Raw genomic sequence first — 24,977 nt, forward strand, 5'->3', positions numbered from 1 at the left:
TATGTTCCTCCCCGGTCAGCCCAGCAGCTTGCGCAGCTGAGCTTCCTCGATGTCGACTTCGCGCTGAGACACAGGCGCACGCCATGGCGCCGGACAGTTCTCGCTTTCGGCGAGCCGGCCCTCGGCGATGTACGTTTTCGATAGCTGACGGATCAGCCGACCGACCCAAGGCTCGAGCCTTATGCCGGTGTTGTCCTGCCAGGCGGCAAGCTCGCGCGAGCTGATCGCTGCCGTGCCCATCCCGGCCGCTTCCGTCAGGCCCATCTCAATGAGCCAGTCGGTGATGTGCGGCGCGGGATTCGGAGGCATCGACGGAAGGATCTTCTTCCGCTTCAGATCATCGATCCGACTTAGCCTGGTCTCGGCCGGCTCATCTCTCCCGCGCCGGCTGCGGGCGTCCGGCTTTGGCGTAGCATGGAGCCACGCCATTTGCCGGACGTAGAGGGTTAGGCCGCCTTCGAGACGGCGCTGAAGTTTCCCCAGTCGCCGACGAACTTCGTCACCTGGCGGGTGATGAAACCGAGGCCCTGGTTGGCATAGACGGTGCGGAACAGATCCTCACCCTCGATCGGCTCGGCAGCGCCAGCCGGCTGATATTCGAAGTTCTCGAAGTGCGACGTGATCGCAGCGAGATCCTCGGCGGTCTCGGCGATACGCTCCTCGGGGGTCGCGGCGGTGATCTTGCCGTCATTGTCCTGCATGCGCTTCAGCGCGCGCGCCGACTGACGCGATTCGACGACGCCGTACGCCTTGCTGCCCGGGCCGTGCAGATGGATGCGAACAGGCAAGGTACGCTCTTCGTCGGCGAACAGCAGTTCGCCGGCCGGGTTCTTGACGTGGCAGGCGGCCGTGGCGGTGCAAGCGAGCAGTGCGATATTGAACTTCATGGTTTGATCCTTCGCGGGAGGATGGTGCACCAACTCGTCCCGCACCCGCGATAGCGAGGCGAGTTGATGCATGGGGAGCCGGCGTCGCGGGCGCCGGAAGGGGAAAAGTTAGGCCGCTGCGACCTTCACCGGCTTGGTGCAGATCTCGATCGTCGGCGCTGCCATCAGCATCGAGTCCGCGCCGTCGGCCGTCTCGGGCATGCCGAACACGCGACCCTGGAAGTAGCGCTTCGAGCCATCCTGATAGGTGACCTTGAACGAGTAGAGCTTCTGCGTCTCGTCGTCGGCCGACACCTGCATGAGGGTCTGGCCGGCATCGTCCGTATCGAGCGCCATGCTCGGCTGCAGAGCGCCGTAATCGGGCGAGCCCTTATACTTCTGCTTGCCACCCTTCAGCGGCTGGAACTCAACCTTGGCGAAGGTTGCGCCGAGGGTGCCGAGCTTCTCGACGTTGCCGACCTCGATCAGCGTCAGGGCAGCAAAGCCGGCCGCGTCATTGGTGGCGGGGGAAGCGGCAGCGATGGCGAGCGTCGAGCCCGCCGCGGTCATGGTCTTCATAATTTACCTCTCAGAAGGCGAGCCGGCTCGGCCGGCGTGGATCCTCCGCCGATCGGCGGAAGTGCGGGTCAGCTGCGGGTGCGGCCGGTCTTGGCGGGGTCGCCTTCCGCCGGTGCCGGCGCGGCCTCGGCGTCAGCCTCTTCGACCAGGCCGGCCGCGTGATAATTCGCGAACGCACCCTCGCTGACCTCGACGGTTTCGCCGCCGGTGAACTGGGTCTCGGTGCCGGCGTCCTTGAAGTTGCGGACGATCTTGGCGCGCTTGGTCTTGGTGTCGGACATGGTGGTCTCCTTCAGGCGGGAGCGTCGAAACTGACGCGGAAGTCTTGGGTCTGTTCGAAGCTGTTGCCGGGGCCGCGCGCATCGGGGCCGGCGCCGGCGGTAAGGACGGACACGCTCTTCGCTTCGCCGACGTCGCCAGTTCGGCCGGCGCATGCTTTGCGCACGAGGCCGATGGCCTTCGTCTGCTCGGCATAGGTTTTGCCGCGAACGGTGACGGCGACACGGTCGACGGTCCGGACGGATCCGCCACGTTTCAGCGGCTGGCGTTCGACGCTGCTGACCAGGCGAACCAACAACGCTGGCAACACGACGCCGTCGGGCAAGGCTCCGGCCTTGATCCGTTCGGCCGTGTGCATGTCGACGACCGCCTGGTCGTCGACGAGCAGCGCGCCAATGATATCGACACCGGTCATTCGTCATCGCCTTCCGGTTCGGCGCTGGCGACGATCCCTGACCGGGTGACGTGCGCGTTGATGTAGCTCTGCGCGGCCGCGATCGCTTCGGCGCCCTTGATGTCCAGCGATGGCCGGAGGAACGGATGCGGCTTCGCGCCCGGGTGGAAGATTGTCTCGCCGACGAACTTGCCGCCGATGACCATCGAGCGTTTGGTGGTTGCGTTGAATCGGGCGACGCTCTTTCCGCCGCTCTCGTCCTTCGCAAGTGTGATGAAATGGGCGTCGGTGCCGTACTCGAGCCAGTTGGCGATCGCGCGGCCCCAGCCCTTACGCACCGTGATCTTGACCGTGATGCGACCGGCTTCGAGCTTTGTCCGCAGCACGATCGCTTCGTCGACGTCGCTCGAGATCGAGCGCTCTTTCGCTTCCGCCTCGATGATCTTGCCGCCGGCGCGCGCGGCGCCGCGCAGGACCTGCTTTTCCAGCTTCGAGGGCAATTGCGAAATGAAGCGGCGCACCTCCGAACCACCCCGGCTCGTTGGCATCAGGTAGCGGCCCGCGGGTCGTAGTCTTCGACCATCAGCTCGAGCCCGCCCTTGCGGCCGAGTTCGGCAGGCGCGGAGACGATCTCCATGATCCTGTCGCCGAGAACCAAGCGCATCCCCGCGTCGACGTCCTCACGGTGATACATGCGGATCCGCGCCGGCCTGGTCGTCGTCGTGAAACCGCCCTGGTCACGCTCGCCGCGGCTCGGGAGCTTATCCTGGATCCCGACCCATATTTCGTCGACCAGCGCCCACTCGTCTTCGCCAGCGCTGGCAAACTCGGTGCTCTCGACTTTGCGCTCGAGCCGCACCAGGTGCTCGAGTTCGCCAGGCCGTACGACGATCATGCGATCGAGGTTGCCATGTAGCGGCCGATCATCGGCATCAGCTGCGCGTCGGTCAGCTCGGGCGCTTCGCGGTTGATGTAGAAGTCGGAAAGCGCGAGCTTGACGGCGTGCACGACGATCGCCGGCACCTTCTCGGCCGATGGCCAGCCAGCGTCGCCGACCAGCTCGCGGCCGAGATAGCTCTCAATCCGGCCGATCGCCGCCGGAATGAGCGGCGACACCTGAGCGTCGGCGCTGGCGCTGACCTTCAGGAAGGCGCGCGCAGCGGCGATCGTCAGCACGCCGCCATCGATCGCCGCTACGTCGACCATATCAGGCGGCCGGTGCCGACTTGGCGGGCGCCTTGTAGGTCTCGGCGATCTTGCGCTCGACCAGATCCTTTTCGGTCTCGGCGTCGAACTTGGCGATATCGCCCTTCACGAACAGCGACCCGTGCGTGTGGGTCATGAGCAACTTAACGGCCATGATAGTCTCCGGATGCGCAAACGGGCGACCGAAGCCGCCCGTTTGCAGGTGTCGATTGATCAGCGGCCGGCTGGCCGCGGACCGGCTCAGTCGTCGCCAGGTGCCCAGGTGACGCCGGTGAGCATGGCGAACGCAACGGCGTAGCGCGTACCGGTGTCGTGCTCGGCGATGAGGCGGACCACCGTCTCGTCGTTCGAGAACGCCGAACGGATCGTGCCGTTGTCGTCGTATGCCGCGGTGTCGGAGCTGGCGATCGTCACCGCCTCGGTGTCGCCGATCAGCAGCTGCGAGAAGTCGCCGAAGTAGATCTCCGACTCGTTGCCGCCTACGCCGAGGTTATCCGGCACCGACGTCGTCATGCCGATCGGGTAGCCATAGAGCTTGCCCGATGCCACTTCCGGGAAGGCGATGTTGCCGTTGCCGTCGCGCAACGTCTCAAGGAACATCTTCGAGCGCGGCGTCATGATCCAGCCACAGCTGATCATCGGCACGTTCGAATTGATGACCTTCAGGCGAAGCTTCGCGAGATCCGCCGTGACCGTCTTCAGCGTGGTCTCGGCGCTGACCGCGATCTTGTTGCCGACGGGCATCAGCGCCGCAAGGCCCTTCGGCGTGACGGCGTCGCCGGCGCTGCGGATGAACACGGCGTCCTCCTTGACAGCAACGCCCTCGAGGAGATCGTCGCGCACCATCTGGACCACGCCGATCGAGGCGCGGCGGATCAGCTGGTTCGTGATCGGCACCAACGCGCGCAGCGTCTTGGCGGACATCGACATCTGGCCGACCTCCACGTCGGTCGTCGGCGCCGGCGTGCGTTCGCCGACATAGCCGGCCGTCGTGCCCTTCGTCTTGTTGCGCATGGTCAGGTTGCCGTCGGGCATCGGGATCGAGCGCGCGCCGAGTGCGCGCACGACGACGCGCGGCCGAAGCAGGTCGATGAAGTCGGCGCTGTAGACCGGGTTGACCAGGAAGCCGCCCTTGACGTTGGTCGACTGCTCCTGGTTGGCGACGATCTGGCCGGTCTCGGTTCCCCAGAGCTGCTCGGCGTGGTCGGCCGCGGCGCGCTGGTCCATGTTGCAGGCTGCAAGCGACATGGCGATGCGGGTGAACATCGTGCCGGCCGGGAGCTGCGCTGCAGGCGCTGCCGGTACGCTACCGGCAGGCGTGCCACCGGGAGCGCCGACGACGATCGGAGCTGCCGTGGATGCCTTCAGCTTCAGGACCTGCTCTTCGCGGCCGATCTTCGTCTGCAGGCCGGTCGCCTCGGTCATCTTGGCGTCGAATTCCAGCTGTTCCTCAGCCGAAAGGTCGCGATCGCCATCGGTGGCCGCGGTGGTCATGATCAGCTCGGCTGCCGCGAGGACGCCGGCAAGGCTCGTCTTGAGCGCGGTGATGCGCATAGGTAGGTCTCCTGGGGTTTTAGAGGCCGGCGCGGGCGTGCGCGAGCTTCAGGGTGTTCTCCGCGGACGTGCGCCGGGTGGAGGGGTTGCGGGTCGCAAGGCGTCGGATCGCGCCGTCCAGGCCGTCCGCTTCGACGCGGTCGGCCATGCGGGCTTTGACGGCCGAGGCACCGGCGAGCGTGCCGCCCTGACCGAAATCGCTGCGCACGACCGCCTCGGTGACACCGCGGCCGCGCGCAACTGCGCCGATGAACACGTCCTCGATCGAATCGATCATGGCCTGGATGACCGCGCGGCCGTCCTCGGTCGTCAGATCCGGACGCTTGTTCGGCGCGCTCTTGCTGACGATCGCGATGTCGCGACGTCCGGCCTGGTCAGGATTCTCCTGGACGCTGCCGCCCATCATCACGCCGATCGAGCCGACCATCGCGGTCGCGTCGATCGAGATCTCGCTCACCTGGCTAATGATCCAGTAGGCAGCAGAGCAGCCCATGCCGCTGACGTGCGCGACGACAGGCTTCGTCGACTGCGCGACCAGGCGCGCGAATTGCGAGATATCGGTCGTCACGCCGCCCGGGCTGTCGACGGCGAGCAGGATCTTGCGCACCGCGGGGTCGGCCTGCAGCACCCGGAAGTCGGCCGCGAGCAGATCGAGCGCGACGGCACCGCCGCCCGACGGGCTGATCATCGCGGCGCGCGGCAGGATCGGACCGAAGATTGGCAGTGCACCGACGCCGTCGCGAATCGCGGCCGAGCGTGTGCCGGCAACGCGCTCGCCCATCTGAGCGACCGCCTCGAGGTGGCGCTCGATATGGCCATCGTCCTTCACCGCCGCGACGGCCGGATGATCGAGAGCGCGCATCGCCATCGCTTCGATGGCCTCGAGATAGCCAGGCATGATCGCCCAGGGCACGGACCGGATGGCCGCCAGAATACGATCGCTCATGCTGGATCCTCGTCTTTTTCGGGTGCGGGCGACGGCGCCGGCGCCGGCTGCTGTTCGCCTTCGATCTGCGAGCCCGATCCGACGCGGTATTTCTCGCCGCCGGGTCGCTTGTTCCGGTTCTCGAGACTTCGAACCTCGTCCGGATTGAGCACGCCCTTATCGATCGCGATCGAATAGGCCTCGTACCGGCTCTTGATGTCGCCCTTCAGGAGAGCGTCAGGCAGGAATTCGAAGAAGTGCCCGGGCTCGGCGAACTGGTGCGTCGCCGCGGCCGCCACGCGCTCGAAGTGACCCATCATCGAATACAGGATCAGCTCGAGGCTTTGCTGTTCGATGTTGGAGAAGGTCGCACGGCTCAGCTCGAAGACGATATGCGGGGGCACACCGAACGCGCGCGCGATCTCGACGACGTAGAAGCCGCGGACTTCGACATACTGGCTCTTCGCGTTGTCGTGCGCGAGGAACTTGGCGTCCATCTCCTGATCAAGCACCGCGACCGCGCCGGCGTTCTTCGGTCCAGAGAAGCGGCTCTGCCAGTCCGTTTTCAGCTTGGTCTTGTCACCCGGCTCCATCTTCGCCTTGGAGGTCAGGATCGTCGACGGCTGCGCGTTGTTTTCCCAGAAGCGCGCGGCAAAGGCCGACGTCGCCGCGGCCGCCTGCAGCGTGTCCTGCAGCAGCTTCAGCCGATCGATGCCGACCAGGCCGTCGCGCGAGAACCCGGGAATGAACCAAAGGTCGTTTCGGGTCAGCCGCTCGAACGTGCCGTCGGGCAAGTGCGTGTCGTAGAACACCTCGAGCCCATCGGCCTTGTCCCAGCTCGATACCGGCGAGACGCCGTGCGGATTGACGCGTGTCAACTTGCTGGCGCGATAGAGACCGTCACGATGGATATAGCCGGCAAACTTGCCGGTCATGATCAGATCGCCGAGCATCAGCTCTTTGAACAGGAAGGCGTTCTGGACGTCGTTCGTGCGCGTCCGGAGCATCATCGCTGGCGGGGCGTCTTCGACCCGAACCTTGCCGCCGTCCTCCTCGCGGTAGTAAATTAGCGGCGCCATGGCGAAGAGCCCGGTCAGCACCTCGAGCGCGCGCAGCACCGCCGGCGACGACAACGCCGCCTGCTCGCCGATCGAGCCGCCACGCGTACCGCCGAGCAGATTGAAGAACGTGAAGCCGCTCGTGTCGTTCAGACCGTCAGCGCTGGCCTGTACGGTTACCGCGGCTGAATCGTCTGACGTGGTACCGCGGCGACGAGCCTCGGCTTCTGCCGCACGTGGCGACAGCTGATATCCGCTGATCGACATGCTCAGATCCCCGTATATTCGAAGGTGTTGGTGCGCGGGTTCCGCGTCATCAGCTGCACGGCATTGAAGCCCGCCAGCAGCGGATCGATCTTCGCCACGCCCGACATCTGCTTCGTGATCAGGATCGCGCTGCCGCGCGGTTCGACCTTCGCGTTACCGACGCACCAGTTCATGAGCAGCTGGCCGGCATGCTTCATCGTGCCGTCCTTGAGCTTGCGCTCGGTGCCCTTGATCGCGCCGGTGAGGCGAAAGCCCTGCGGTACCGCGACCAGCTGGTCCGCCGTAAAACCACGGCCGGATAGCTCGTCGACCAGGGCGGCGACACCTTGCGGATCTAGCCCGATCGCCGCCTCGTCGGGAAACAGCCCGGCGTCTTTCACCAGCTCGAGGAGATCCGCGACTTCGACCAGGTCCTGCGTCGGATCCTCGCAGCGGATCAGCGTGCCCTCCGCCATGAAGTCGGTGAGCTTGCTGACGATGTCCTTGCGCCGGTTGAACACATCGAGATGCGCCCAGGCCCGGTTCCACATTAGCCAGGTGCGCGGATCCGACTTCAGCCGGCCGAGCAGCGCCAGCCCGAACAGATCGTCAAGCCCGCCGCCATCGATGCCGGCGACAGCGACCTCGACCAGCGCGAGAAACTGCTCGAGCGAACCGTCCCACAATTCGACTGCGGCTTTCGCCTGGGCCCAATAGACCGCGCCGATCCAGGCATCGTGCCGCAGCCCGACGCCGATCTCGACGTTCAGGTGCTTGGCGTAGAAAACCTGCTTCGTGCCGTCCTCGGCGTTCTCGATCTTGCGGAACTGCGCCTCGAGCCACGACTGGCTGACCGATCGGCCGAGGTTCGGGTTGGTGATGTAGAAGTTTGCCGGGTTGAGATGCTCGTCATTGGCGAGCATCTCTTCCGGAAATTCGTACAGGACCGGCAGAAACTCTTTGTCGACGACCTTCCCGTCGCGGACGTCGCGAGCGTAGGCCAGCTTCTCCTTGAAGACGCCCGCGGGTGGCTCGTCGGATTGCGTCGTGAGGTAGAGCGTATAGCCCTCCGGACGCGACACCTGACCGCCGGCCGCCTCGCGCAGCATCGAGTCCGCGTTGGCCTTCTTGCCGAAGAGCCATAGCTCGTCGACGAGCACCCGGCTGGCCTTCTTGCCCGACACCGTCGCCGCATCGGCCGCGACGACCTTCAGCGTCGCCTTGGTGTCGCGGTTGGTGATAAGCCGGACATGCTCCTGGATGTGGAGCAGATCCGCCAGCTCCTCGTCCGCCCGGATCATGTCGCACGCCGGCTTGAAACTGTTGCCCGCCACCTCGATCGTCGGCGCCAGGATCAGGTTCTCGTCCGACGGGCGCCAGCCGCAAATCAATTCGGTCAGCATGATGCCGGCCGCGATCGTCGACTTGGTGTTCTTCTTCGACACCAGCAGCAGGCCCTCGCGGATCAACTGCTCGCCCGTCTCGGCGTTATAGGCCCCGAAGATCGCGGCTGCGAAATCGAGCAGCCATTCGTCCGCGCTCTCGCCGATCGTCCAAGTCTCGTCGGTATCGGGGTTGATACCGAGGTCGGCAATCTTGAGCGCTGTAAAGACCGCCATCTTCGCCTCGGCCGAGGCGGGAAACAGGGGCGTGAACGGGATCAGCGTGCGCCGATCGCGGATCCGTCGCTTCCAGTCGAGGCACGCGGTCGACCAGGTCGGATCAATCAATTGATCGTCCTGGTCGGCGCACCGATCGCACCAAATTTGCGACCGACGGCCGTTGCGCGATCCTGCGCCTGCGCCTTCTTGCCCTTCGTAGGTGCAGCCGTCTCGTTGATGACCTTCAGCGACGCGGCGAGGTTCTTCAGGATCTGCGATCGCGCCGGCAGCGAGACCGCCTTCATCATCGCGTCACGCCGTTGGTCGTTCTCGTCGTTGGCGGTGAGGATCTCGATCGACTCCTCGAGTTCGCCCTGGAAGCTCGTTACCGCGTCCAGCTCGTCAAGCATTCGCGCAGCCAACTGGCGGGCGTTCTCGGCGATCGTGCCGGCGTCGACCGGCTCGCGGACCTCGAGCGGCTCGGCGATCGCCAGCCGCGGCGCCGGAAGCAAAGTGCGCACCGGTTTGCGCATGCGCACCGGCCGTTCCCAGCCTTTTGCCTGCGCGTGCTTACGAATAGCCGCTTCGGAAATCTCATGCCGATCAGCTATTTCCCTGATCGAGTCTTCGCCTTGCAAGTATTCGCTCTGAATACGCGACCACTCTTCATGGGTTTTCCGGGTTGCCATCGAACAGCACCCCCAACCCAAAGTACGCACCCGGAAACGCCCAGGGGGAAATAATCTCCGCATGGGAGCCATAGGGGTCCAGGGGGCCGGACCCCGTCAGGGATCGACCCACCCCCCTGCCCATGCAAAGATCGAGGAGATCGTCCGTCTTGGCCGATCAGGAGCAGGAGCCACATATGCCCACAACAAGCGATGGAGTGATCAAAGCCCTGCACGCCGGCGTCGTGTTCGAATCAGTCGATGCAACGGGCAAGACGAGCGACGGGGTAATCAAGATCGGTAGAGCGATCATAGCAACCGGAGGAACACCACGGTTCGTAAACTGCCAGAGCCTTACCAGCGATGCCTTGATCAAGGTCTACAAAGCTCTTGGGGGCCGGGTTGAACTAGTAGGCGTCTAGCGCAACGCGGCGCGCTCGGCGCGCTGCTTGCGACTATCGTGACACCGCTTGCAGAGCGTCTGCAGGTTGGCCAGCAACCAGAACAGGCGCTCGTCACCGCGATGCGGCTCGCAGTGGTCAGCGACCAGGAGCGACGTGTCGGCCGACGTAAAGCCGCAGCCAGGCCACTGGCAGGTGTAGAGGTCCCGGATGAACACGGTGATGCGCAGGGCACGCCAGCGGGCCGACTTGTACCACTGGTGCCAGGGCTTGAAGAGGCGGCGATCGGCGTCCGCGCTGCGCTCGACGGGGGCCAGGGAGCCCATCGTTGGCTTGAGCCTGGTCAGCGTGCTGCCGATGGCCTTGAGCTTCCCCATGAGGCTTACGCGGACGCCAGGTCGATCGTGACCGGGTGCCAGGGCGCGTCGTGCGCTGGCCGGTCATAGAACCGGACATAGGTGCGCGAGCCGATGACCCGGATCGAGTCCTTGATCGCCTCCATCGCGCGCAGCCAGCGCGCGTCGTCGAAGTCGAGGCGGAGCAGGCGGAACAGTTCGGCCCGGTTGATCTGGCCTTCCTTGTCGACCTGGAAGACGCCGTTGACGATCGCCTGCAGCTCGACCGGCGAGCCGCCTGCCCAGCCCATGAGGCACTCATCGATCAGGACCTTGGCGGCCTGAAGCTCGGGCCCGAACTCGAGAAGGTCGGCGACCTGCACCTGAGCCCGCTCGCGCCCGTCGAAGGTGAGCAGCGTGATGTTGCCCTTCTTCCCGCCGACGGTCGTGCCGTATTCCTGCGCTAGCAGCGCCTGGAAAGAGCCGACCCGTTCGAACGTCCGGACCTTGAACGCGGCGATGAGGGCGGACAGTTCGCGCGCATCGGTGAGGATCTCCCGCACCGTCTCGTCCATGAGCAGGTCGACCGGCTTGACCGCGGCGAGCGGGACCAGGCTGCCTTTGGCGTCCCGGAGGTACGGGTTGCCGTCGACGTCGATCGCGGCGGGGTGCGGCTTGGTGGTCATGCCGGCGTCCCCTGGGGCGCGGCGATGGCGACGATCGTCTCGACCGGCAGGAACTTCAGGATCTCGCGCATCAGGCTGACCGGCACGCCGATCAGTGCGGTGTCCGGATGACCGGCATCGACGGCACGCCGAATAGCCTCACGCGGGATAGCCATTACCAGCCTGCCTTCGTGCCGTCGGCACTGAGATAGAGGGGCGGACGGGCAGCGCGACCGGCGTTGCCCCGGAACGGCTCGAGAATGTCGCGGGAGATCCCCTGCGCCAGCTCCTCGAGCTCGTTGTATTGGTCGGCGGAATCAATGCCCAGCCGCGCTCGTTGGGTCAGCTCATCGAACCGCGGTGTAATGCGTTCGAGCTGATCGGCCAGTTTCGAGTTCGGCTGGGCAGGCCGTGCACCGGATCGGGGACCATCGTGACGCATGCCAGATCTCCCTTCACGTCTGACGCATGCTCAAGGGGGGGGCGAGCGGCGCCATGCGGATACAACTGTGGCGGGGTCAATTTGAGAGTTACGTGACCGTTTTGGCAGGTGCCCTTGTGGGAAGTTCCCCAAAGGTAACCCCTAGCAGCGCTTCCAGCTGTTCAGGGCAGACACCAGGATCGAGCGCGCCCGTCGGTTGGACATCCGCCAGTCTCGCGCGGTTGTCGTCAGCGCCATGTCGTCGACGATGATCGCGAGCAGCATCGCACCGTGCGGAGCGACTGCCTCACGCCAGCGAGCGTATGCGCGCTCCCGAATCACGGCAGCGATCGGTGCGTGTGAAGCGCTGTGCGGACCGCCGCCAGAGCTGCGCGGCTCCAAGTTCGCAGTGCGAACCGCAACCTCGGCCGTGATCGAATGGTACGCTTCCGCGATCTGATCTGCTGCGGCGAACTGGTGCGCGTCGATCGCGCCGGTTGCGACGAGGCGGGCGAGCGATCCCTCGCGCCGCGCTTGCGCAGCAGCGTGTTCGTGCGTCTCCGCCGTGCCGTTCTTCTTGTGAGACCAGCGCTCGCGCAGCTGCATGCGCTCCTCGATGCCGTCCTCGAGCACGACGATCGCTGGCGCCTTGCCCTTCTTCAGCCGGTTGGCGCCCTTAGGTTTGGGGCGCGGCTCACCAAGGACCAGGTGCGCGACGCGCTGCCCTTCCCGCTCGAGTGAATGAGCAAGCGCGAACGATGCGTCAGTAGGTTGGTGTGGCATGGAGATCCCCGGCGTCGACGTCAGGGACATGCTCGAGGATTGCCACAAGCGGGAGATGACCTTGTGGTAACGGCAGCACGCGATCGCCCCGCCTGAAATCGTCGTTCACGACGACGCCCATGCTGCGCATCCGGTCGAGCAGCTGGCGCTCGAGCAACCCGGGCACGGTGATCGCGCGCTGCGCGCCGGCCGCGCGCTCGATCATCTTCTCGAACGCCAACTTCTTCACCAACGCCTTCGCCCTGGTGTCGCTCACGCCGAGGGCAAGCGCAATCTCGCCCATTGCTGGACTACGGCCGTGCTCCAGGATGTATTCGGAAATGTAGTCCAGCGCTTGCTGTTTGCGGCTAGTCTTGGCCGGTAGCACCTCTGAATATGCGCCCATCTATCCCCCGCGTTCCCCTCGGAGAACATAGAGAGAATCAAAGAAAAGTACTAGCGGAGAGGTGCTGGTTTGCGGACTACTTCGGCAATTCGGCGTCAACCCAGGCAAGGAAGTCGGCAGGCGGTGACGTTAAAGGCTGGACGGTGAATACGCCCCTAACGACATAAGAAACGCTCGTTGCTGAGACGGACATGATCTTCCGATCCGGACCGAGCCGCCCTCTGTACCACCCGCCGGCTTTCAATCGCGGTGGATTACATGCGGCCATGCGTTGAGACCATCCGGTGGAGCGAGATTGTTGTACCGTTTCAGCGGGAGCAGAGCTGAATATAGCTTAGCCCAATTGTTTTGAAGAAGCAGAAGCAATTCTCGGTTACGGGTCTCGTGCTGCATCCGCAACGAGTGCCAATCGTCCGTGCCGCCAAAGACTTCCTGCCACGCAGCATGCGCTTGGCTCACGCCATCGAAGATAGCGAAGAAAAGTTCTTTGTGCGCTGACTCTGTGAAATGAGTACCAATAATAGTCATAAGCTGACCAGTTACGCAGTGCATGCGGAAAGTAGCAGGAGGGTGCGACCTTTCGAGGATAACCTCGAATGGATCATCATCTGATGAGTCTGCGAATATCTGACAGCAGGTATAGATTGCAAACGATACAGCCTTGATAAGATTTTGTATCTTTCCAAAGTATTGCCAACCTGGACGTGGCGCTTGCGCCATCGCATGCGGCATCGTGTAGATAAGCTCCATCACGCCCTGCATACCGCCGCAATCCGCATCGAACTCCAAGGTTTGAAGGTCGAGCCCACTTAGGTTTGGAGTTGATGCGATCCTTAGCTCGTCGATAGGTTGGGCACCGAACCTCGCCTGAATCCAATCGACATGGCCATGGCGCACGTGAGTTGCTTCGTGTTCAAAAATGAACCGCTCTGCGAAAGTTGCCAAGAATTGCATGACGTCGATCTCAGGGCCGTCGTTCGGGAGTTGAGAACCCGAGAAGCCAAGCGGGCCCCTAACCGCTGCTTCCTTGCTCCATTTCACACTCGATCTTGCTTCAGGTGTTCCGACATCAGGGAAAGCGTGTTGCGTTGCCAGTAGCGCTTCGAAAATTGGCAGCAAGCGGAGTGGGACACCGGCGTTTATTCCGATGAGATCGACCCCGTCGACTTTGCCGGCAACCGCGTTGAAGGAGAGGTCTACGAGTATCCCAACTTCTAGCTGCATGGGACTGCCCGCGGCCTTTGCCTCTTGGCAGATTTTAGAACCTCGGTGCTTAAGGTCTCTAAGCGTCATTCCGATCGGACCGTCGGTAATGTCGGAAGGGCGAACACTGCCGCCAAACGAAGCCGCTAGCGCTTCGAACGCTGCTGCTCTTCTCGCACGGTTACCAGACATGGCGCGAATTATCCCTTCCTAGAATGACAGTTCAAGATGCTTGCGGCGGATACGCCCTCCGCCGCATGGATTGGACGCCGTACAAATTAGGCGCGAGCTCGGGCTGCCATTGCGGCGAGTATCCCTTTCAACGCTCCCACTTCCGTGAAAGGAAGCGGTTCAGAGATAGTCACCGGTGCTGGGTCCAAACAATCAACCCTCCAATCTTGGAACCGACTTGGCAGCCCTCGCCGATCGGATACAACGAAAAAACCTACACCTGCCACGGTGAGCATCCATCCAGCCCTGTCGGCAAAGCGGACCCTATAGGGGTGTAGATTGAAGTCGATAGCTCCGCGTCCCGGGGTGACGAAGTTGGTCCTTTGAACGACAATTGCCCAGTCGGGTGATGCACCGCCGTCGAAGAGGTGATTACGAATTACCTGTTCATATGGCCCAAGCGATAGAGTTCCCTCGGTCCCACTGTGCACCTCCCTCCAAATCGTCAGCAAGGCAAATGATCGTAGTAAGTCAGGCCTTGGATTCGCTATCGCAAGAGCCGACGTGCTGGTTCGATCCACCCACCCATCCGTAACGCGACGCACGAATTCGATCGCGTACTTGTCAATTGGAGCAGTAAGATTCTCGTGTGTAGAACACAGCATAGTGCTGGAAAAAAACCCACTCTGACTCGTGCGCGGCACCTTCTCAAAACGTGAGCCCGTGACCACGTGCTTCGCTCCATCTCTTACGTCATGCGCGAAAGCTCGTGGAATTATATGGCTTCTTACCGTCTCACCATCGCCGCAAAGTATACAGCCCATACGACTCCGTAGATATCAGTCAGTTATGCTAAAAAGAGATGTTCACGACTTAGGTCAAACCCTGAATACTTAGTAGTCCTGCCCGGGTGGAACCGGCGCTTCGCGGTCGACCCGATAGCCGTTCGCATCCAAGATTAGGACCGGCGGATCGGCAGTGAGATCGAAAACCGGCGGATCCTCCGTGGTTATCGTGAAAGTGATAATCGAACCTGGAAAATAGCCAGACTCATAACCTTGCATCACGAGAGAAACCTCCGACCCGATCGGCGGCGCGAAATCTAAATTACCGTCCCAAATGATACTGCCACTGACATGGACTCGCGTTTTCATAAATTCTCCTAAGTATCGAGACACCTTCAGCCGCGCCCGGCTCGATCTCTCGAGCGGTATTCGGAATTGGCCGCCAGAGCGGTCGATCAGAAAATATCGATGTACGTGTTCGTAGGGTTAGGCCAATTGTCTTTTAGGACCTTCTCGACCCTTGCGACAATGCGACTGTCGGCTGCCGCCTCTACACCGGTCCATCCATTGCCAGCGCTAAATGTTTCCATTCGGAACGCTAACCCGCTGATATTTTGGTTGCCGACATCATCGGACAATTCGGCTATACCCGTTGTTGAGACACGTATTTGTCGATTCCGGGTGTTGTCCTTGGAACCGAGAAGTTGAGCAACGTCGTTTGTCGTAAATGGCGTTTTCAGGTCAATCTGCATGTCATCGCTCCTTTCAATATCTACTAGACGCGGATAGTCTCTACGCTGCGGTCACGAAATTAGTCAGCGGATGCCGCCTCTTGCGATCCTCCCTCGGAAGCCGTTGATCATCCGGTTGCACTGCGCCAGGTTAAACTGTCGATCCGTGTCATCGAGACCTATATCGAATGACTTCAGGTAATAGTCTCGGGTGCGTGCATCGTCCGATCTACCGAACTCGGCGAAAAGCGCATCGGAGCGTGCTTTGCCGATGACCGCGCGACACGTCCCAGCGACCATCATCAAATCGCCCCGCGCTTGAATTACTGGTGTCTGCCAGCTTGCAAGACCGCCGTCTTCCAACATGCTATCCGCAAACTTTGTTGCAGCGACCTGGAGATCGAAACCAGCTGGCTTCTGGATCGAAGCGGAGAAGAGCGGATCGCTAGTCGCCTCGACACAAGTACGCCCATAGCCAAGCAAAATGGTACTAAGCTTCCGCAACTGCGCGGCGCTCTTTGCATTCGCCTCCTCGGTGTCTAGGTCCTGAGCGAACAGCTTGCCCTGCCGATCGGCAGAGGCAGCCGCGAGCTGCTCAAGCCGGCCTGACGGCACGCCCCATTTGGCCGTCTCAGCCTTAAACCCTGCCGCAACTTTCGCCGGTAGATCCGAATCGACAGCCATCCCAAGGCCGCGGCATAGAGGCGCCGTGACGATCAAGCGAGAGACGCGATCGATCCGATCCTGTTGCTGCTGCGTCTGCGCATGCAGCGGTTGAGTGGATAAACAGATCGCGACCGTTGCCGAGCCGAACCAAGCTGCCGAAGGATGCATTGCTTTCCTTTTCGGTGCGGTTGCGGCGGATAACCCCTCCGCCGCAGCCTTCTGAAACATGCGGAAATCGGCCATTTCTGAGGCTTCCACTTCGCAATGTACCCCGGCGATACCCCGACGCTACGAGACGACCAGGACGAACAAGAACACGGCACCGATCACCGCCACCAACACGCCAGCGACCATGAATGTCGCGCGATTGAGATCGCGATCGCGCTCTGACAACTCGGCCGGTGTCAGCTCGCGTTGAACCGCTACCGTTTCGGACACTTCATCGACTGCAGACGCGGTATCGCCTTGTCCGGCTAGAGCTGGGTGTACCCTGGTGCCAATGGTATCGATGCCAACGCCCGCCGCGGTTAGGACAACGCCCGAGACTGCGATCGCAAGCCCAGTCACGAAGACCATCATCTGACGCTGAAGCATCCCCAAGTTGTAGATCTGACTGACGGTGGTGCCGCCATAGAGACCGGCGGGAGTTTCAGTCGATACAGATGTCGTGATGAACACCGCGCCGAACGTGATGATCACGCCCACCACAACGAGTAAAATACCCAACCCCTTCAATACCGCCCCCTATCCGTTGTCATTTTCGACCAATCGCTCGCAAAGCGCCATCTTCTCAACCGGATTAACGTCGATCAGACCGATACCTCCCAAGCCGTAGCCGGCACGGGAGCCTGAATACCTATGATTGAACCGATTTTCCGAAGTACGCCGGGGTGCAGCGAAGGCTGTATCCCATGCGAGATCATGTGCGCTGTCATCGCTGGCGTTCGTGATCAGGCGTGGCAAGAACTGGAGCGCGTTCTGTTGGCGCTGGAGCCGACGGGACCGTGCCGGGGAGCAAATCTCGCAGCTGCGACAGCGCGCTGGGTAGACGCTTCGCGAGAAGCAAAGCTTGCTCGTCCATCGTCTTGGCATTCTTCGACGTCTTCAGCAGCCCCAAGAACATTCGCGCCAGCGCGGCCTCGCTAGGCATCGCGACTGCCATCATGACATGCTGAATGACTGGCTCGGGCGTGGGGGGATGCGCGTTCACGTCCGGATCGTCGGTCTCACCGACGAGATATTCCACCGTAGTTTCAAGCGCTCGAGCGATTTGAACGAGATACGGCGACCACCTGTACGGCTTCCGGATCAAGCCACTCAGAGTTGATTGGCCCACGCCGGCGCGAACTGCCAACGCTGTTTGCGTCTTTATACCTATCGCCTTCCTGCGAAGTTCAATGCGGTCACCGATTGTCATCTCGATGAGCCTAACGGCGCGCTGTTAGAAAAACACAGGCGCATGCTGTTGACATCATTAACGGCATACTGTTAGTTCGGCCAATGGCGCTAGAACACGAATCAGACTCGGCCCTTGCAAGGGCGGTTCGCGTAGCTGGCTCACAGTCGGCGTTCGGCAGATTGGTCAAGAAGCGCCAGTCGACAGTGCGCGAGTGGCTCTTGGCAGATCGCCTGCCCGGCGAGTATGTTCTTGCCATCGAACTGGCGACCAAGATCCCGAAGGAAGAGCTTCGTCCCGATCTGTATGTGCCAGTCGCTGCCGCCCCGAGCATGGGCTCCGGCAGTTGAGCAAGCGTCAATCAACAGTTTCTCTCGGCCGTCACCCTGACGGCGAGCGTCGACGGCAGCTATTGTCTCCCTGGCTGTCGTCGACGTCCACCTCATCCTCCATCTTTTGCCGAGCGAAACTTACAAGCGCACCGGGAATAGCAGTTGATGTTTCCCGTCATGGCTGATGCCCAGCTCTCGGTCGACGATCGCCGTCTCGCTGAAGCCACGAAGCGAGCCGTCAAGGCCGCTGGCGGCGGCAAGGTCTGCGAGGCGGAAACCGGCCTCTCTGACACCCGGTTCTCTTGCTACTGCTCGAAGTTCGATCGTGCGAGCATATCGATCAGCAACGCTATCCGGATCGATAGCATCGGCGCCAGTGAAGCGGGACATCCGCACATCCTGAACACGATGGCGAGCATTCTCGGTGCCGTCGTGATCATGCTCCCCGATCATGACGGCGCGGAGCCCTGCCTTCGGACTGGCGTCATGGCGCTCAGCGTCGAGGTTGGCGACGTCTCGCGCGCTGTCTCCGACGCTCTCGCTGGAACCGGCGAGGAGGGTAGCAAGGTCACGCCGCGCGAAGCTGATGCCGCTCTCGAGCACGTTCAACACCTCGAAAGAGCGACGGCGAAGCTTCGGTACCAGCTCGAGCGCATCGCAGCTCCGCCGGAAGCGCCGCCCTAAGCCAATCGCAAGCGCCGGCTGACGCCTCAGCCACCTCGACACTGCCGCCACCCCGCCCCGCCCGCTGATCATCGTGATCATCGGGGCGGGAAACTGCTGCCTGGACACTTTGCCATGCCCGAACGACGCGAAGCCCTCACGAACCTTTCCAGCTCCCTGCAGCAGGCCGTGCCCGCCCTGCAGGCGCTCACTCAGCCTGGCGACGAACATTTGCCGTTCGCCATGCGGCATCTGCTCGACGCGATCGATCGGGTTGATGTCGAAGCGACCGGCGACCTCGATCGGAGGGCTCGGTCATGACGCTGACCCCAGGCCAGTACCTGAAGAAGCGCCGTGAGGCGGCAGGTCTTTCGATCGACGACGTCGCAGAACGCATCGCGACGACGCCACGATGGGCCCAGCACCTCCGCCGCGGTTGGCTCGAGCAGATCGAGAGCGACCAGATGCCGGCGACGTTCCGGACGATCGTCGTCCTTCACCAGGTCATGCAGTTCGACCTCGGCGTATTGGTGGCGCTCACGGCCGACGGTTGCGAGGCACCTCGCCTGTGCGTCGTTTGCGCCTGCAGTGAGGACGACCCTTGCGTCGGTCATTCCGAGCCGTGCGGATGGGTCGACGTCGAACTCTGCAGCGCGTGCTTCGCGCACGAACCGGCTGATCGCATCGCCATCATCCGGTCTGCAGCAGCTGCACGCGAGGCCGCGGCATGAGCGGCCTGCGCACCGTCCACGCGATCGCCGTCATTCTGAGCGGCGCGGCGCTCGGCCTGGTCCTGTTCGGATCGGTTCGCCGCGGGATCGCTGTGCTGGCGATCGTCACCATCCTGCTGGCGTGGAGCCTCGAAGTGCTTCGCGTGGCCATTCAATCCCGTCCGGAGAACAGGCCATGATGCAGAAGCTCAAGTTCGAACCGACGTTCCGCTCAAGTGATCAGCGCCTGCGCTACGCCGAGATCCATGACCATGATTGCGACTGCGCCACCTGCGCACCGTACGTCCCCAGCGATCCCGATCGGCTAACCGCCGTTCATATGGGCAAGCTCGCCTGCCTCGGCGTACTCGTCGGATCTGCGATCATGTTCGTGATCGATCCGGCCGGCGCCAGCGCCGCGCTGCTTGCTACAGTCGGCATCGGCCTGTGACGTGGCTCGCGCGCCCGCCCGAGCGGCTTCAGCCGCACAATGCGTATTCAGCCACGGCGATCGCGTCGTCTTTCTCGGTCAGGGCCAACGCCGCGGCCAGCACGGGGATGCGCTGTCACCCCGTCGCGAGTTCGCTGGCGTTCGGTTCGATGACGGTGAGCGTATCCTTTGCCTCACAGCGGCTCTCCATCCGATACCGCGCCGACCGCCCCCTATGTTCTGATGCGACCGACACCCCGCCGCGACGCTTCGAAGCGCAGGCAACGAACTGTGCCGCAAAAGCGGCACAGCGCGGGTTCCCTATCGGAATGGGCCGGATGATGGGTTTGGAGACCGCGGCGACCTTGATGGGCGGAAAGGTCCAGCTCGCTGAGGAACTGGCCATACAGCCCCGTCCGCTGCGTGCCAAGCTCTCGGCCGATCGCGGCGTGTCCAATGTTGATTTGATGCTCGCGGCCGGTGCCTTGGAGGCGCGCGCCGCGAGGATGATCGAGCACGCAAGCAAGCTCCGGATCGAGGCCGCTGCCGGCATTGCTCCCCATGCTTCCAAGCCCTGCGAAAGGTGAACGCTGATGTCCGCCAGCAATACAGCGACCGGCCGCTACTTACGCTTGCCCGACGTGCTTAGCGAAACCGGCCTCGGCAAGACGACTATCTACCATCTGATCGGCGAGGGCGCGTTCCCGAAGCCCGTGAAGATATCGAGTCGCGCGGTGGCTTGGCGCGAGGGCGCGATCGAAGCCTGGAAGGCTGATCGGCAAGCCCAGCCGGAATAGCGGCATTTTCAATGTGGGGGCATCGTCGGGGGGCACCGGCGCCCCCTCACCTCAAAATCTAGCGTGATTTCAAAGGGTTTACCGATGCAGTTTGCGACGTACTCAGGGAGCCATTTTCCAGCCGGACAAGTCCTCGCTTCTTCGCGAGATGCCGGCAGGCCGGAACCCCCTTTGCAATTGTGTTTAGCCCGTTGCTGGCATTCTCGCGACAGCGTCTGACTTGCTCTTCGAGCAGAGGTCGAGGACTGAGCCCAAGATCTAACTCAGGCGAAACACGGTTACGATCGACAGGATTGGGCGGCATTCCCGCAAATACTTAAATGTTACCGACACTTAGGTATGGCGAACATTTTTTAGTTCATGAAACTTATTTCATGTTAAGATACTTTGTGGTTTAGGATGAAGTCTTACTCAAACAGTGGAGATTTCATGTTTATTAAGTCACTTACCACGGCATCGGCTGGCCTCATGCTGCTCGCCGCTCCGGTTGCCGCGAACGCAGCCTCGGCCAACCCAGCATCCAGCCTCTCGACGATCCAGTCGGCACGCGCCGGCACGCCGACCGTCAAGAAGTCCAAGGTCGCCGACGGTGGTTTCATCATCATCGCTCTTGCCGCCGTTGCGGTCGGTGGCGGTCTGTATCTCGCGATCGACGATGGCGACGATTCCGACAGCAACTAATCTGTTGGACCGGTGTCATGCACCGGTCCAATCGACCTGGGCTCGGCTGAAGCCACGTCGAAACACGGACGTCATTGCCGTTGGCTCTCAAAAAGCGCTGAACTACCTATAATCGTCGCGGCGACACGCGCGCCCTGCTCGATCCGACGATGCTCCCCGATGGCTTTATTCGTGCGTCGCGCGCCGATTTGATACTATGCGGTCCTGCACGCGGAAAACGGGGCGAGGGTTCGGAATGGTCGATGCAGTGATAGTCCGCGCAGGCGACAGCGTCGCGACCCTGTTGCGCGACGGCGACATCGGCGACCGGATCGATACCGGCGACGCCGTGCTTACCCTGACGCAAGCCGTTCCGCGCGGCCACAAGATCGCACTCGACGCTATCGCGCCTGGGGCGGACGTAACGAAGTACGGCTATTCGATCGGGCGGGCGACGGACGCCATCGCGCCGGGCGATCATGTCCACAGCCAGAACCTGTCGACCGGATTGGCCGGCACGCTCGATTACGGTTTCGCCCCAACGGACGAGCCGGTCGCGGCATCCTCCCGCAGTACGACCTTCAACGGTTTCGTTCGGCCCGACGGCCGGGTCGGCACGCGCAACGAGATCTGGATACTCCCCACCGTCGGGTGCGTCGCGCGGACCGCCGAGCGGATCGCCGCCAGGGCCGGGGCGACCTTGGCCGGCAAGGTCGACGGCGTCCACGCGTTCAGCCACCCGCACGGCTGTTCGCAGCTCGGCCACGATCTCGACGGCACGCGCCAGATCCTCGCGAGCCTCGCCTGCCACCCCAATGCCGGCGGGGTTCTGATCGTCGGGCTCGGGTGCGAGGAGAACCAGATCAACGCGCTGGTCGAGGCGATCCCCGCATGGCGGCGCCCGGCGATCCGCACGCTGACGGCACAGCTGAGCGTCGACGAGGTCGAGGAAGGCATCGCGCTGGTCGAGGAACTGGCGGAGCTGGCGGCCTGCGAACGGCAGGAGGTCGGGCTCGATCGGCTCGTGCTCGGTGTGAAGTGCGGCGGGTCCGACGGCTTGTCGGGGCTGACCGCCAACCCGCTGGTGGGCCGGATGAGCGACGAGGTCGTCGGCGCCGGCGGCCGCGTGGTGTTCACCGAGATCCCCGAGATGTTCGGCGCGGAACAGGCGCTGATGAACCGCGCTGCCGACGTATCGGTGTTCGATGCGATCGTCGGCGTCGTGAACGGCTTCAAGCAATATTTCATCGACCACGGCGAGCCGGTGTCGGAGAACCCCTCCCCCGGCAACGTCGTTGGCGGGATCACGACGCTGGAGGAAAAGTCGCTAGGCGCCGTGCAGAAAGCCGGCCGATCGCCGATCGTCGACGTCATCGGCTATGGCGCGCAGGCACGGACCGACGGGCTGACGATGCTGGAGGCGCCCGGCAACGACGCGGTATCCTCGACAGCCCTCGCCGCCGCCGGCGCGACCGTGATCCTGTTCACGACCGGACGTGGCACCCCGCTCGGCTTTCCCGTACCGACGATCAAGATCGCGTCGAACACCGACCTTGCACAGCGCAAGCCGGGCTGGATCGATTTCGACGCCGGGCAGGTGCTCGACCAGGGGTTCGCCTCGGCCGAAACGGCGCTGCTCGACTGCATCGCCGCGATCGCATCGGGCCGCGAGACCGCCGCCGAGCGCAATGGCGAACGCGAGATCGCGATCTGGAAACGTGGAGTAACGCTTTGACACGACTGACCCATGCGACGCTCGACAAACTGCCGACGACGATCGAGAGCCCCCGAGGCCGCGCGATGCCCTCGATCGGCATCGTTCATTTCGGGCCGGGCGCATTCCACCGCGCGCATCAGGCGGCGTATATCGACGCGCTGTTGGGTGATGACCCACGCTGGGGCATCGCCGCAGTCTCGATGCGCAGCAAGCGGACGGTCGCCGCGCTCGCCGAGCAGGACGGGCTCTATACGCTCGCGATCCGCGACGCCGAATCGTCGAACCGCGTGATCGGCGCGCATCGCCGGTTCCTCGGGCCCGACGACGCGGCCGAAACGCACGCACTGCTCGCCGATCCCGCGGTCCGTCTGGTGACGTCGACCGTCACTGAAAAGGGCTATTGCCTCGCCGCCGACGGCACACTCGACCTGTCGCACGCCGATATCGTCCATGATCTTGCGGGGACTGACACGCCGCGCAGCCTGGTCGGATGGCTGGTCGCAGGCCTCGCCGCGCGCCGAAATGCGCGGATCGGGTCGTTCGTACCGATGCCGTGCGACAATCTCGCCAACAACGGCGCCAAGCTCCACGCCGCCCTGGTCGCCTTCGCCCGCGTGGGCGGCACGGATCTGGCGGACTGGATTGCCGGCGAAGTGCGGGTGCCGTCGACGATGGTCGATTCGATCACGCCCGCGTCCGACGCTGCGCTCTACGACGATGTGGCCGAGGCGATCGGGCTCGAAGACCTCGCCGCGGTCCAACGCGAATCCTTTGCCCAGTGGGTGATCGAGGACATCGGCACGCCGCTCGGCCCCGACCTTGCATCGGTCGGCGCGACCATTACGACGGATGTCGCCAGCTACGAGAAGGCGAAGCTGCGGATTCTTAACGGCGCGCATTCGACGCTTGCCTATGTCGGCCTGCTCCGCGGCGCGGCGAGCGTGGCGGACGCCATGAACGATGCGGCGCTCGCGGGGTTCGTCGATGCGATGATCCGCGACGACATCATCCCGATGCTAGCCCACACCCCCGGCCTCGACCTGGATGCCTACCGCGCCGCCGTGCTCCAGCGGTTCCGCAACCCGGTCATCGTCCACCGGCTCGACCAGATCGCGCAGGACGGATCGCAGAAGCTGCCCTACCGGCTGGGCGATACACTTGTCGCAAACCGCCGCGCGGGTCGCATGCCCAAGGGCGTCGTCACCGCGCTCGGCGCGTGGGTAGCGTTCCTGATGCAACGTGCCCGCGACAATATCCCGGTCGTCGATCCAGCCGGCGATCGCCTAGCGGACGCGGCACGCGATGGAACGCCGACCGAAATCGTCGCGCGCCTGATCAACTCGGGACTGGGCTTCCCACCCGAACTCCGCGACGACGCAGCCGCCCGGTCCGCGATCGCCGATGCGGCGGAACGGATCAGCCGCGGCGACTGGTCGGGCGTGAACCTCTAGACCCCATACGCCGCCCGAGCATTGCCGCCGAAGATCGCGTCCCGCGCCTCCGGGCAAGCGCGCGTGACGAACCCGTCGATCAGGTCGACGACCTGGCGATACTCGGCGGCAAGGCGGCAGACCGGCCAGTCGGAGCCGAATATCAGCCGATCGGGCCCGAAGCACGCAAGCAGGTGGTCGAGATACCGCGCGATCTGGTCCGCCGTCCACGTCGCGTGATCCGCCTCCGTGACGAGCCCGGATATCTTGCAATAAAGCGGCGGCACCTGCGCCATGTCGGCGATCGCGTCCGCCCAGGGCTGCCAACCGCCATGCGCGATGTCGGGCTTCGCAGCGTGATCGAGGATTAGCCGCGGCGCCGTCGAACGCCCCGCCGCGACCAGATCGCAGAAGCGACGGACATGGATCGCCTGGCGGGGTTTGACGAGAATGTCGTAGCTCAAACCGCGCTCGACCGTAGCCCGCACCCCGCGCACGAAGTCGGGTGTCAGCAGGAAATCGTCGTCCGGCTCGTCTTGGACGATATGCCGAAACCCAACGAGTTTGGAAGATCCCGACCAAGTCTCCAGCCGCTCGGCAATATCGCCGGCCCGCAGATCGATCCAGCCGACCACGCCCATGATGCGCGGATGCGCAGCCGCGAGCTCCAGCAGCCAGTTGGTCTCGGCCTCGGTCTGCCGCGCCTGTACCGCGATACAGCCGTCGATCGCGGCGCCGTCCAACAATGGCATCAGATCGGCAGCCGAAAAGTCGCGAGCGAGCACGCTGTCGCGATCGATCCAGTCGAATGCAGACGGCGAATAGGTCCAGAAATGCTGGTGCGCATCAATACGAGTCACGCCGCGATTCTCTCCCGGTTGGTAGGCTGTGTCTGCATTCGAAGAACGTACCGCGTACAC

38 protein-coding genes are annotated in these 24,977 nt (G+C 63.3%); 11 read left to right on the top strand and 27 right to left on the bottom strand.

Features of this window, described 5'->3' with window-relative positions:
• Nucleotides 1-15 precede the first annotated feature (15 nt).
• From C8J25_RS15245 to C8J25_RS15360, 26 genes are all read right to left on the bottom strand, one after another.
• Nucleotides 16-429 (bottom strand): hypothetical protein, encoded by a 414-nt coding sequence (locus C8J25_RS15245; protein WP_244187137.1) that lies wholly within the window; start codon nt 427-429, stop codon nt 16-18.
• A gap of 17 nt (nt 430-446) precedes the next feature.
• Nucleotides 447-887: a hypothetical protein gene (locus C8J25_RS15250; protein ID WP_146173347.1), complete on the bottom strand. Its 441-nt coding sequence runs from the start codon at nt 885-887 to the stop codon at nt 447-449.
• Between the two features lie 108 nt (nt 888-995).
• Nucleotides 996-1,445, bottom strand: coding sequence for a hypothetical protein (locus C8J25_RS15255; RefSeq protein ID WP_107955249.1), 450 nt, complete (start codon nt 1,443-1,445; stop codon nt 996-998).
• 68 nt (nt 1,446-1,513) lie between these two features.
• The gene (locus C8J25_RS15260) at nt 1,514-1,726 is read right to left on the bottom strand and encodes a hypothetical protein (protein WP_107955250.1); all 213 of its coding nucleotides are present in this window, start codon (nt 1,724-1,726) and stop codon (nt 1,514-1,516) included.
• Nucleotides 1,727-1,737: 11 nt separating this feature from the next.
• Nucleotides 1,738-2,139, bottom strand: a complete 402-nt coding sequence (locus C8J25_RS15265) for a hypothetical protein (RefSeq protein ID WP_107955251.1) — start codon at nt 2,137-2,139, stop codon at nt 1,738-1,740.
• Complete coding sequence (locus tag C8J25_RS15270) at nt 2,136-2,666, bottom strand: HK97 gp10 family phage protein (RefSeq protein WP_107955252.1); 531 nt, start codon at nt 2,664-2,666, stop codon at nt 2,136-2,138. The genes C8J25_RS15265 and C8J25_RS15270 overlap by 4 nt, the downstream gene beginning before the upstream one ends.
• A complete protein-coding gene (locus C8J25_RS15275) occupies nt 2,666-3,013 on the bottom strand; it encodes a phage head completion protein (RefSeq protein ID WP_107955253.1) in 348 nt (115 codons plus the stop codon). The genes C8J25_RS15270 and C8J25_RS15275 overlap by 1 nt, the downstream gene beginning before the upstream one ends.
• Complete coding sequence (locus C8J25_RS15280) at nt 3,010-3,324, bottom strand: head-tail connector protein (protein ID WP_107955254.1); 315 nt, start codon at nt 3,322-3,324, stop codon at nt 3,010-3,012. The genes C8J25_RS15275 and C8J25_RS15280 overlap by 4 nt, the downstream gene beginning before the upstream one ends.
• A gap of 1 nt (nt 3,325) precedes the next feature.
• Entirely contained in the window at nt 3,326-3,478 is a 153-nt protein-coding gene (locus C8J25_RS20790; RefSeq protein ID WP_167397731.1) for a hypothetical protein, read from the bottom strand.
• Between the two features lie 86 nt (nt 3,479-3,564).
• A complete protein-coding gene (locus C8J25_RS15285; RefSeq protein WP_107955255.1) occupies nt 3,565-4,878 on the bottom strand; it encodes a phage major capsid protein in 1,314 nt (437 codons plus the stop codon).
• Between the two features lie 19 nt (nt 4,879-4,897).
• On the bottom strand, nt 4,898-5,824 hold the full coding sequence (locus C8J25_RS15290; RefSeq protein ID WP_107955256.1) for a S49 family peptidase: 927 nt from the start codon (nt 5,822-5,824) through the stop codon (nt 4,898-4,900).
• Nucleotides 5,821-7,128, bottom strand: coding sequence for a phage portal protein (locus tag C8J25_RS15295; protein WP_107955257.1), 1,308 nt, complete (start codon nt 7,126-7,128; stop codon nt 5,821-5,823). The genes C8J25_RS15290 and C8J25_RS15295 overlap by 4 nt, the downstream gene beginning before the upstream one ends.
• Before the next feature lie 2 nt (nt 7,129-7,130).
• Nucleotides 7,131-8,837 carry a terminase large subunit gene (locus tag C8J25_RS15300; RefSeq protein WP_244187138.1) on the bottom strand — a complete coding sequence of 569 codons (1,707 nt, stop codon included), beginning with the start codon at nt 8,835-8,837 and terminating at the stop codon, nt 7,131-7,133.
• On the bottom strand, nt 8,834-9,247 hold the full coding sequence (locus C8J25_RS15305; RefSeq protein ID WP_244187139.1) for a hypothetical protein: 414 nt from the start codon (nt 9,245-9,247) through the stop codon (nt 8,834-8,836). The genes C8J25_RS15300 and C8J25_RS15305 overlap by 4 nt, the downstream gene beginning before the upstream one ends.
• A gap of 547 nt (nt 9,248-9,794) precedes the next feature.
• On the bottom strand, nt 9,795-10,154 hold the full coding sequence (locus tag C8J25_RS15315; protein WP_107955259.1) for an HNH endonuclease: 360 nt from the start codon (nt 10,152-10,154) through the stop codon (nt 9,795-9,797).
• 5 nt (nt 10,155-10,159) lie between these two features.
• A complete protein-coding gene (locus C8J25_RS15320; RefSeq protein ID WP_107955260.1) occupies nt 10,160-10,798 on the bottom strand; it encodes a DUF3164 family protein in 639 nt (212 codons plus the stop codon).
• Nucleotides 10,795-10,953, bottom strand: coding sequence for a hypothetical protein (locus tag C8J25_RS20795; RefSeq protein WP_167397732.1), 159 nt, complete (start codon nt 10,951-10,953; stop codon nt 10,795-10,797). Before C8J25_RS20795 ends, C8J25_RS15320 begins: the two co-directional genes overlap by 4 nt.
• On the bottom strand, nt 10,953-11,219 hold the full coding sequence (locus C8J25_RS15325; RefSeq protein ID WP_107955261.1) for a hypothetical protein: 267 nt from the start codon (nt 11,217-11,219) through the stop codon (nt 10,953-10,955). The genes C8J25_RS20795 and C8J25_RS15325 overlap by 1 nt, the downstream gene beginning before the upstream one ends.
• A gap of 141 nt (nt 11,220-11,360) precedes the next feature.
• Complete coding sequence (locus C8J25_RS15330) at nt 11,361-11,981, bottom strand: hypothetical protein (RefSeq protein ID WP_107955262.1); 621 nt, start codon at nt 11,979-11,981, stop codon at nt 11,361-11,363.
• Nucleotides 11,962-12,366, bottom strand: coding sequence for a LexA family protein (locus C8J25_RS15335; protein ID WP_146173348.1), 405 nt, complete (start codon nt 12,364-12,366; stop codon nt 11,962-11,964). The genes C8J25_RS15330 and C8J25_RS15335 overlap by 20 nt, the downstream gene beginning before the upstream one ends.
• A 240-nt stretch (nt 12,367-12,606) precedes the next feature.
• Entirely contained in the window at nt 12,607-13,761 is a 1,155-nt protein-coding gene (locus C8J25_RS15340) for a hypothetical protein (RefSeq protein ID WP_146173349.1), read from the bottom strand.
• 872 nt (nt 13,762-14,633) lie between these two features.
• On the bottom strand, nt 14,634-14,894 hold the full coding sequence (locus tag C8J25_RS20315) for a hypothetical protein (protein WP_146173350.1): 261 nt from the start codon (nt 14,892-14,894) through the stop codon (nt 14,634-14,636).
• Nucleotides 14,895-14,980: 86 nt separating this feature from the next.
• On the bottom strand, nt 14,981-15,277 hold the full coding sequence (locus C8J25_RS15345; RefSeq protein ID WP_107955265.1) for a hypothetical protein: 297 nt from the start codon (nt 15,275-15,277) through the stop codon (nt 14,981-14,983).
• Between the two features lie 63 nt (nt 15,278-15,340).
• Nucleotides 15,341-16,165 carry a hypothetical protein gene (locus C8J25_RS15350; protein ID WP_107955266.1) on the bottom strand — a complete coding sequence of 275 codons (825 nt, stop codon included), beginning with the start codon at nt 16,163-16,165 and terminating at the stop codon, nt 15,341-15,343.
• A gap of 45 nt (nt 16,166-16,210) precedes the next feature.
• On the bottom strand, nt 16,211-16,621 hold the full coding sequence (locus C8J25_RS15355) for a hypothetical protein (protein ID WP_146173351.1): 411 nt from the start codon (nt 16,619-16,621) through the stop codon (nt 16,211-16,213).
• A 232-nt stretch (nt 16,622-16,853) separates the two neighbouring features.
• On the bottom strand, nt 16,854-17,339 hold the full coding sequence (locus C8J25_RS15360) for a helix-turn-helix domain-containing protein (protein WP_107955268.1): 486 nt from the start codon (nt 17,337-17,339) through the stop codon (nt 16,854-16,856).
• Nucleotides 17,340-17,422: 83 nt separating this feature from the next.
• Between C8J25_RS15360 and C8J25_RS15365 the strand changes: the two genes are divergently transcribed.
• From C8J25_RS15365 to C8J25_RS15420, 11 genes are all read left to right on the top strand, one after another.
• Nucleotides 17,423-17,668 (top strand): transcriptional regulator, encoded by a 246-nt coding sequence (locus tag C8J25_RS15365; RefSeq protein WP_107955269.1) that lies wholly within the window; start codon nt 17,423-17,425, stop codon nt 17,666-17,668.
• A 420-nt stretch (nt 17,669-18,088) separates the two neighbouring features.
• On the top strand, nt 18,089-18,334 hold the full coding sequence (locus tag C8J25_RS21385) for a phage regulatory CII family protein (RefSeq protein ID WP_425275472.1): 246 nt from the start codon (nt 18,089-18,091) through the stop codon (nt 18,332-18,334).
• 114 nt (nt 18,335-18,448) lie between these two features.
• Nucleotides 18,449-18,634 carry a hypothetical protein gene (locus C8J25_RS21390; RefSeq protein WP_107955271.1) on the top strand — a complete coding sequence of 62 codons (186 nt, stop codon included), beginning with the start codon at nt 18,449-18,451 and terminating at the stop codon, nt 18,632-18,634.
• Nucleotides 18,631-19,044: a helix-turn-helix domain-containing protein gene (locus tag C8J25_RS15380; RefSeq protein ID WP_107955272.1), complete on the top strand. Its 414-nt coding sequence runs from the start codon at nt 18,631-18,633 to the stop codon at nt 19,042-19,044. The genes C8J25_RS21390 and C8J25_RS15380 overlap by 4 nt, the downstream gene beginning before the upstream one ends.
• The gene (locus C8J25_RS15385; protein WP_107955273.1) at nt 19,041-19,223 is read left to right on the top strand and encodes a hypothetical protein; all 183 of its coding nucleotides are present in this window, start codon (nt 19,041-19,043) and stop codon (nt 19,221-19,223) included. Before C8J25_RS15380 ends, C8J25_RS15385 begins: the two co-directional genes overlap by 4 nt.
• The gene (locus tag C8J25_RS15390; protein ID WP_107955274.1) at nt 19,220-19,474 is read left to right on the top strand and encodes a hypothetical protein; all 255 of its coding nucleotides are present in this window, start codon (nt 19,220-19,222) and stop codon (nt 19,472-19,474) included. The genes C8J25_RS15385 and C8J25_RS15390 overlap by 4 nt, the downstream gene beginning before the upstream one ends.
• Nucleotides 19,471-20,040: a hypothetical protein gene (locus tag C8J25_RS20800; protein WP_167397733.1), complete on the top strand. Its 570-nt coding sequence runs from the start codon at nt 19,471-19,473 to the stop codon at nt 20,038-20,040. Before C8J25_RS15390 ends, C8J25_RS20800 begins: the two co-directional genes overlap by 4 nt.
• Before the next feature lie 6 nt (nt 20,041-20,046).
• The gene (locus C8J25_RS15405) at nt 20,047-20,250 is read left to right on the top strand and encodes a helix-turn-helix transcriptional regulator (RefSeq protein ID WP_107955277.1); all 204 of its coding nucleotides are present in this window, start codon (nt 20,047-20,049) and stop codon (nt 20,248-20,250) included.
• Nucleotides 20,251-20,679: 429 nt separating this feature from the next.
• Nucleotides 20,680-20,931 carry a hypothetical protein gene (locus tag C8J25_RS15410; protein ID WP_244187140.1) on the top strand — a complete coding sequence of 84 codons (252 nt, stop codon included), beginning with the start codon at nt 20,680-20,682 and terminating at the stop codon, nt 20,929-20,931.
• A gap of 235 nt (nt 20,932-21,166) precedes the next feature.
• On the top strand, nt 21,167-22,645 hold the full coding sequence (locus C8J25_RS15415) for a UxaA family hydrolase (RefSeq protein ID WP_107955279.1): 1,479 nt from the start codon (nt 21,167-21,169) through the stop codon (nt 22,643-22,645).
• Nucleotides 22,642-24,078 (top strand): mannitol dehydrogenase family protein, encoded by a 1,437-nt coding sequence (locus tag C8J25_RS15420; RefSeq protein WP_244187141.1) that lies wholly within the window; start codon nt 22,642-22,644, stop codon nt 24,076-24,078. The genes C8J25_RS15415 and C8J25_RS15420 overlap by 4 nt, the downstream gene beginning before the upstream one ends.
• Here C8J25_RS15420 and C8J25_RS15425 read toward each other — a convergent pair.
• Nucleotides 24,075-24,917, bottom strand: coding sequence for an amidohydrolase family protein (locus C8J25_RS15425; RefSeq protein ID WP_107955280.1), 843 nt, complete (start codon nt 24,915-24,917; stop codon nt 24,075-24,077). The two genes, C8J25_RS15420 and C8J25_RS15425, sit on opposite strands and share 4 nt — an antisense overlap.
• Nucleotides 24,918-24,977: the final 60 nt, after the last annotated feature.

It is taken from the genome of Sphingomonas faeni, assembly GCF_003053745.1.
Lineage (GTDB): Bacteria > Pseudomonadota > Alphaproteobacteria > Sphingomonadales > Sphingomonadaceae > Sphingomonas > Sphingomonas faeni.

What these genes read in the sequence shown, in the direction of transcription:
- C8J25_RS15360 (WP_107955268.1), bottom strand. Translation starts at nt 17,339, where the DNA reads ATGACAATCGGTGACCGCATTGAACTTCGCAGGAAGGCGATAGGTATA.
- C8J25_RS15350 (WP_107955266.1), bottom strand. Translation starts at nt 16,165, where the DNA reads ATGGCCGATTTCCGCATGTTTCAGAAGGCTGCGGCGGAGGGGTTATCC.
- C8J25_RS15250 (WP_146173347.1), bottom strand. Translation starts at nt 887, where the DNA reads ATGAAGTTCAATATCGCACTGCTCGCTTGCACCGCCACGGCCGCCTGC.
- C8J25_RS15410 (WP_244187140.1), top strand. Translation starts at nt 20,680, where the DNA reads ATGTTTATTAAGTCACTTACCACGGCATCGGCTGGCCTCATGCTGCTC.
- C8J25_RS15340 (WP_146173349.1), bottom strand. Translation starts at nt 13,761, where the DNA reads ATGTCTGGTAACCGTGCGAGAAGAGCAGCAGCGTTCGAAGCGCTAGCG.
- C8J25_RS15270 (WP_107955252.1), bottom strand. Translation starts at nt 2,666, where the DNA reads ATGCCAACGAGCCGGGGTGGTTCGGAGGTGCGCCGCTTCATTTCGCAA.
- C8J25_RS15390 (WP_107955274.1), top strand. Translation starts at nt 19,220, where the DNA reads ATGATGCAGAAGCTCAAGTTCGAACCGACGTTCCGCTCAAGTGATCAG.
- C8J25_RS20315 (WP_146173350.1), bottom strand. Translation starts at nt 14,894, where the DNA reads ATGAAAACGCGAGTCCATGTCAGTGGCAGTATCATTTGGGACGGTAAT.
- C8J25_RS15325 (WP_107955261.1), bottom strand. Translation starts at nt 11,219, where the DNA reads ATGCGTCACGATGGTCCCCGATCCGGTGCACGGCCTGCCCAGCCGAAC.
- C8J25_RS15330 (WP_107955262.1), bottom strand. Translation starts at nt 11,981, where the DNA reads ATGCCACACCAACCTACTGACGCATCGTTCGCGCTTGCTCATTCACTC.
- C8J25_RS15275 (WP_107955253.1), bottom strand. Translation starts at nt 3,013, where the DNA reads ATGATCGTCGTACGGCCTGGCGAACTCGAGCACCTGGTGCGGCTCGAG.
- C8J25_RS15385 (WP_107955273.1), top strand. Translation starts at nt 19,041, where the DNA reads ATGAGCGGCCTGCGCACCGTCCACGCGATCGCCGTCATTCTGAGCGGC.
- C8J25_RS21390 (WP_107955271.1), top strand. Translation starts at nt 18,449, where the DNA reads ATGCCCGAACGACGCGAAGCCCTCACGAACCTTTCCAGCTCCCTGCAG.
- C8J25_RS15380 (WP_107955272.1), top strand. Translation starts at nt 18,631, where the DNA reads ATGACGCTGACCCCAGGCCAGTACCTGAAGAAGCGCCGTGAGGCGGCA.
- C8J25_RS15405 (WP_107955277.1), top strand. Translation starts at nt 20,047, where the DNA reads ATGTCCGCCAGCAATACAGCGACCGGCCGCTACTTACGCTTGCCCGAC.
- C8J25_RS15255 (WP_107955249.1), bottom strand. Translation starts at nt 1,445, where the DNA reads ATGAAGACCATGACCGCGGCGGGCTCGACGCTCGCCATCGCTGCCGCT.
- C8J25_RS15280 (WP_107955254.1), bottom strand. Translation starts at nt 3,324, where the DNA reads ATGGTCGACGTAGCGGCGATCGATGGCGGCGTGCTGACGATCGCCGCT.
- C8J25_RS15285 (WP_107955255.1), bottom strand. Translation starts at nt 4,878, where the DNA reads ATGCGCATCACCGCGCTCAAGACGAGCCTTGCCGGCGTCCTCGCGGCA.
- C8J25_RS15345 (WP_107955265.1), bottom strand. Translation starts at nt 15,277, where the DNA reads ATGCAGATTGACCTGAAAACGCCATTTACGACAAACGACGTTGCTCAA.
- C8J25_RS15265 (WP_107955251.1), bottom strand. Translation starts at nt 2,139, where the DNA reads ATGACCGGTGTCGATATCATTGGCGCGCTGCTCGTCGACGACCAGGCG.
- C8J25_RS15415 (WP_107955279.1), top strand. Translation starts at nt 21,167, where the DNA reads ATGGTCGATGCAGTGATAGTCCGCGCAGGCGACAGCGTCGCGACCCTG.
- C8J25_RS15320 (WP_107955260.1), bottom strand. Translation starts at nt 10,798, where the DNA reads ATGACCACCAAGCCGCACCCCGCCGCGATCGACGTCGACGGCAACCCG.
- C8J25_RS15335 (WP_146173348.1), bottom strand. Translation starts at nt 12,366, where the DNA reads ATGGGCGCATATTCAGAGGTGCTACCGGCCAAGACTAGCCGCAAACAG.
- C8J25_RS20795 (WP_167397732.1), bottom strand. Translation starts at nt 10,953, where the DNA reads ATGGCTATCCCGCGTGAGGCTATTCGGCGTGCCGTCGATGCCGGTCAT.
- C8J25_RS15365 (WP_107955269.1), top strand. Translation starts at nt 17,423, where the DNA reads ATGGCGCTAGAACACGAATCAGACTCGGCCCTTGCAAGGGCGGTTCGC.
- C8J25_RS15245 (WP_244187137.1), bottom strand. Translation starts at nt 429, where the DNA reads ATGGCGTGGCTCCATGCTACGCCAAAGCCGGACGCCCGCAGCCGGCGC.
- C8J25_RS15290 (WP_107955256.1), bottom strand. Translation starts at nt 5,824, where the DNA reads ATGAGCGATCGTATTCTGGCGGCCATCCGGTCCGTGCCCTGGGCGATC.
- C8J25_RS21385 (WP_425275472.1), top strand. Translation starts at nt 18,089, where the DNA reads ATGCTCCCCGATCATGACGGCGCGGAGCCCTGCCTTCGGACTGGCGTC.
- C8J25_RS15295 (WP_107955257.1), bottom strand. Translation starts at nt 7,128, where the DNA reads ATGTCGATCAGCGGATATCAGCTGTCGCCACGTGCGGCAGAAGCCGAG.
- C8J25_RS15315 (WP_107955259.1), bottom strand. Translation starts at nt 10,154, where the DNA reads ATGGGGAAGCTCAAGGCCATCGGCAGCACGCTGACCAGGCTCAAGCCA.
- C8J25_RS20790 (WP_167397731.1), bottom strand. Translation starts at nt 3,478, where the DNA reads ATGGCCGTTAAGTTGCTCATGACCCACACGCACGGGTCGCTGTTCGTG.
- C8J25_RS15260 (WP_107955250.1), bottom strand. Translation starts at nt 1,726, where the DNA reads ATGTCCGACACCAAGACCAAGCGCGCCAAGATCGTCCGCAACTTCAAG.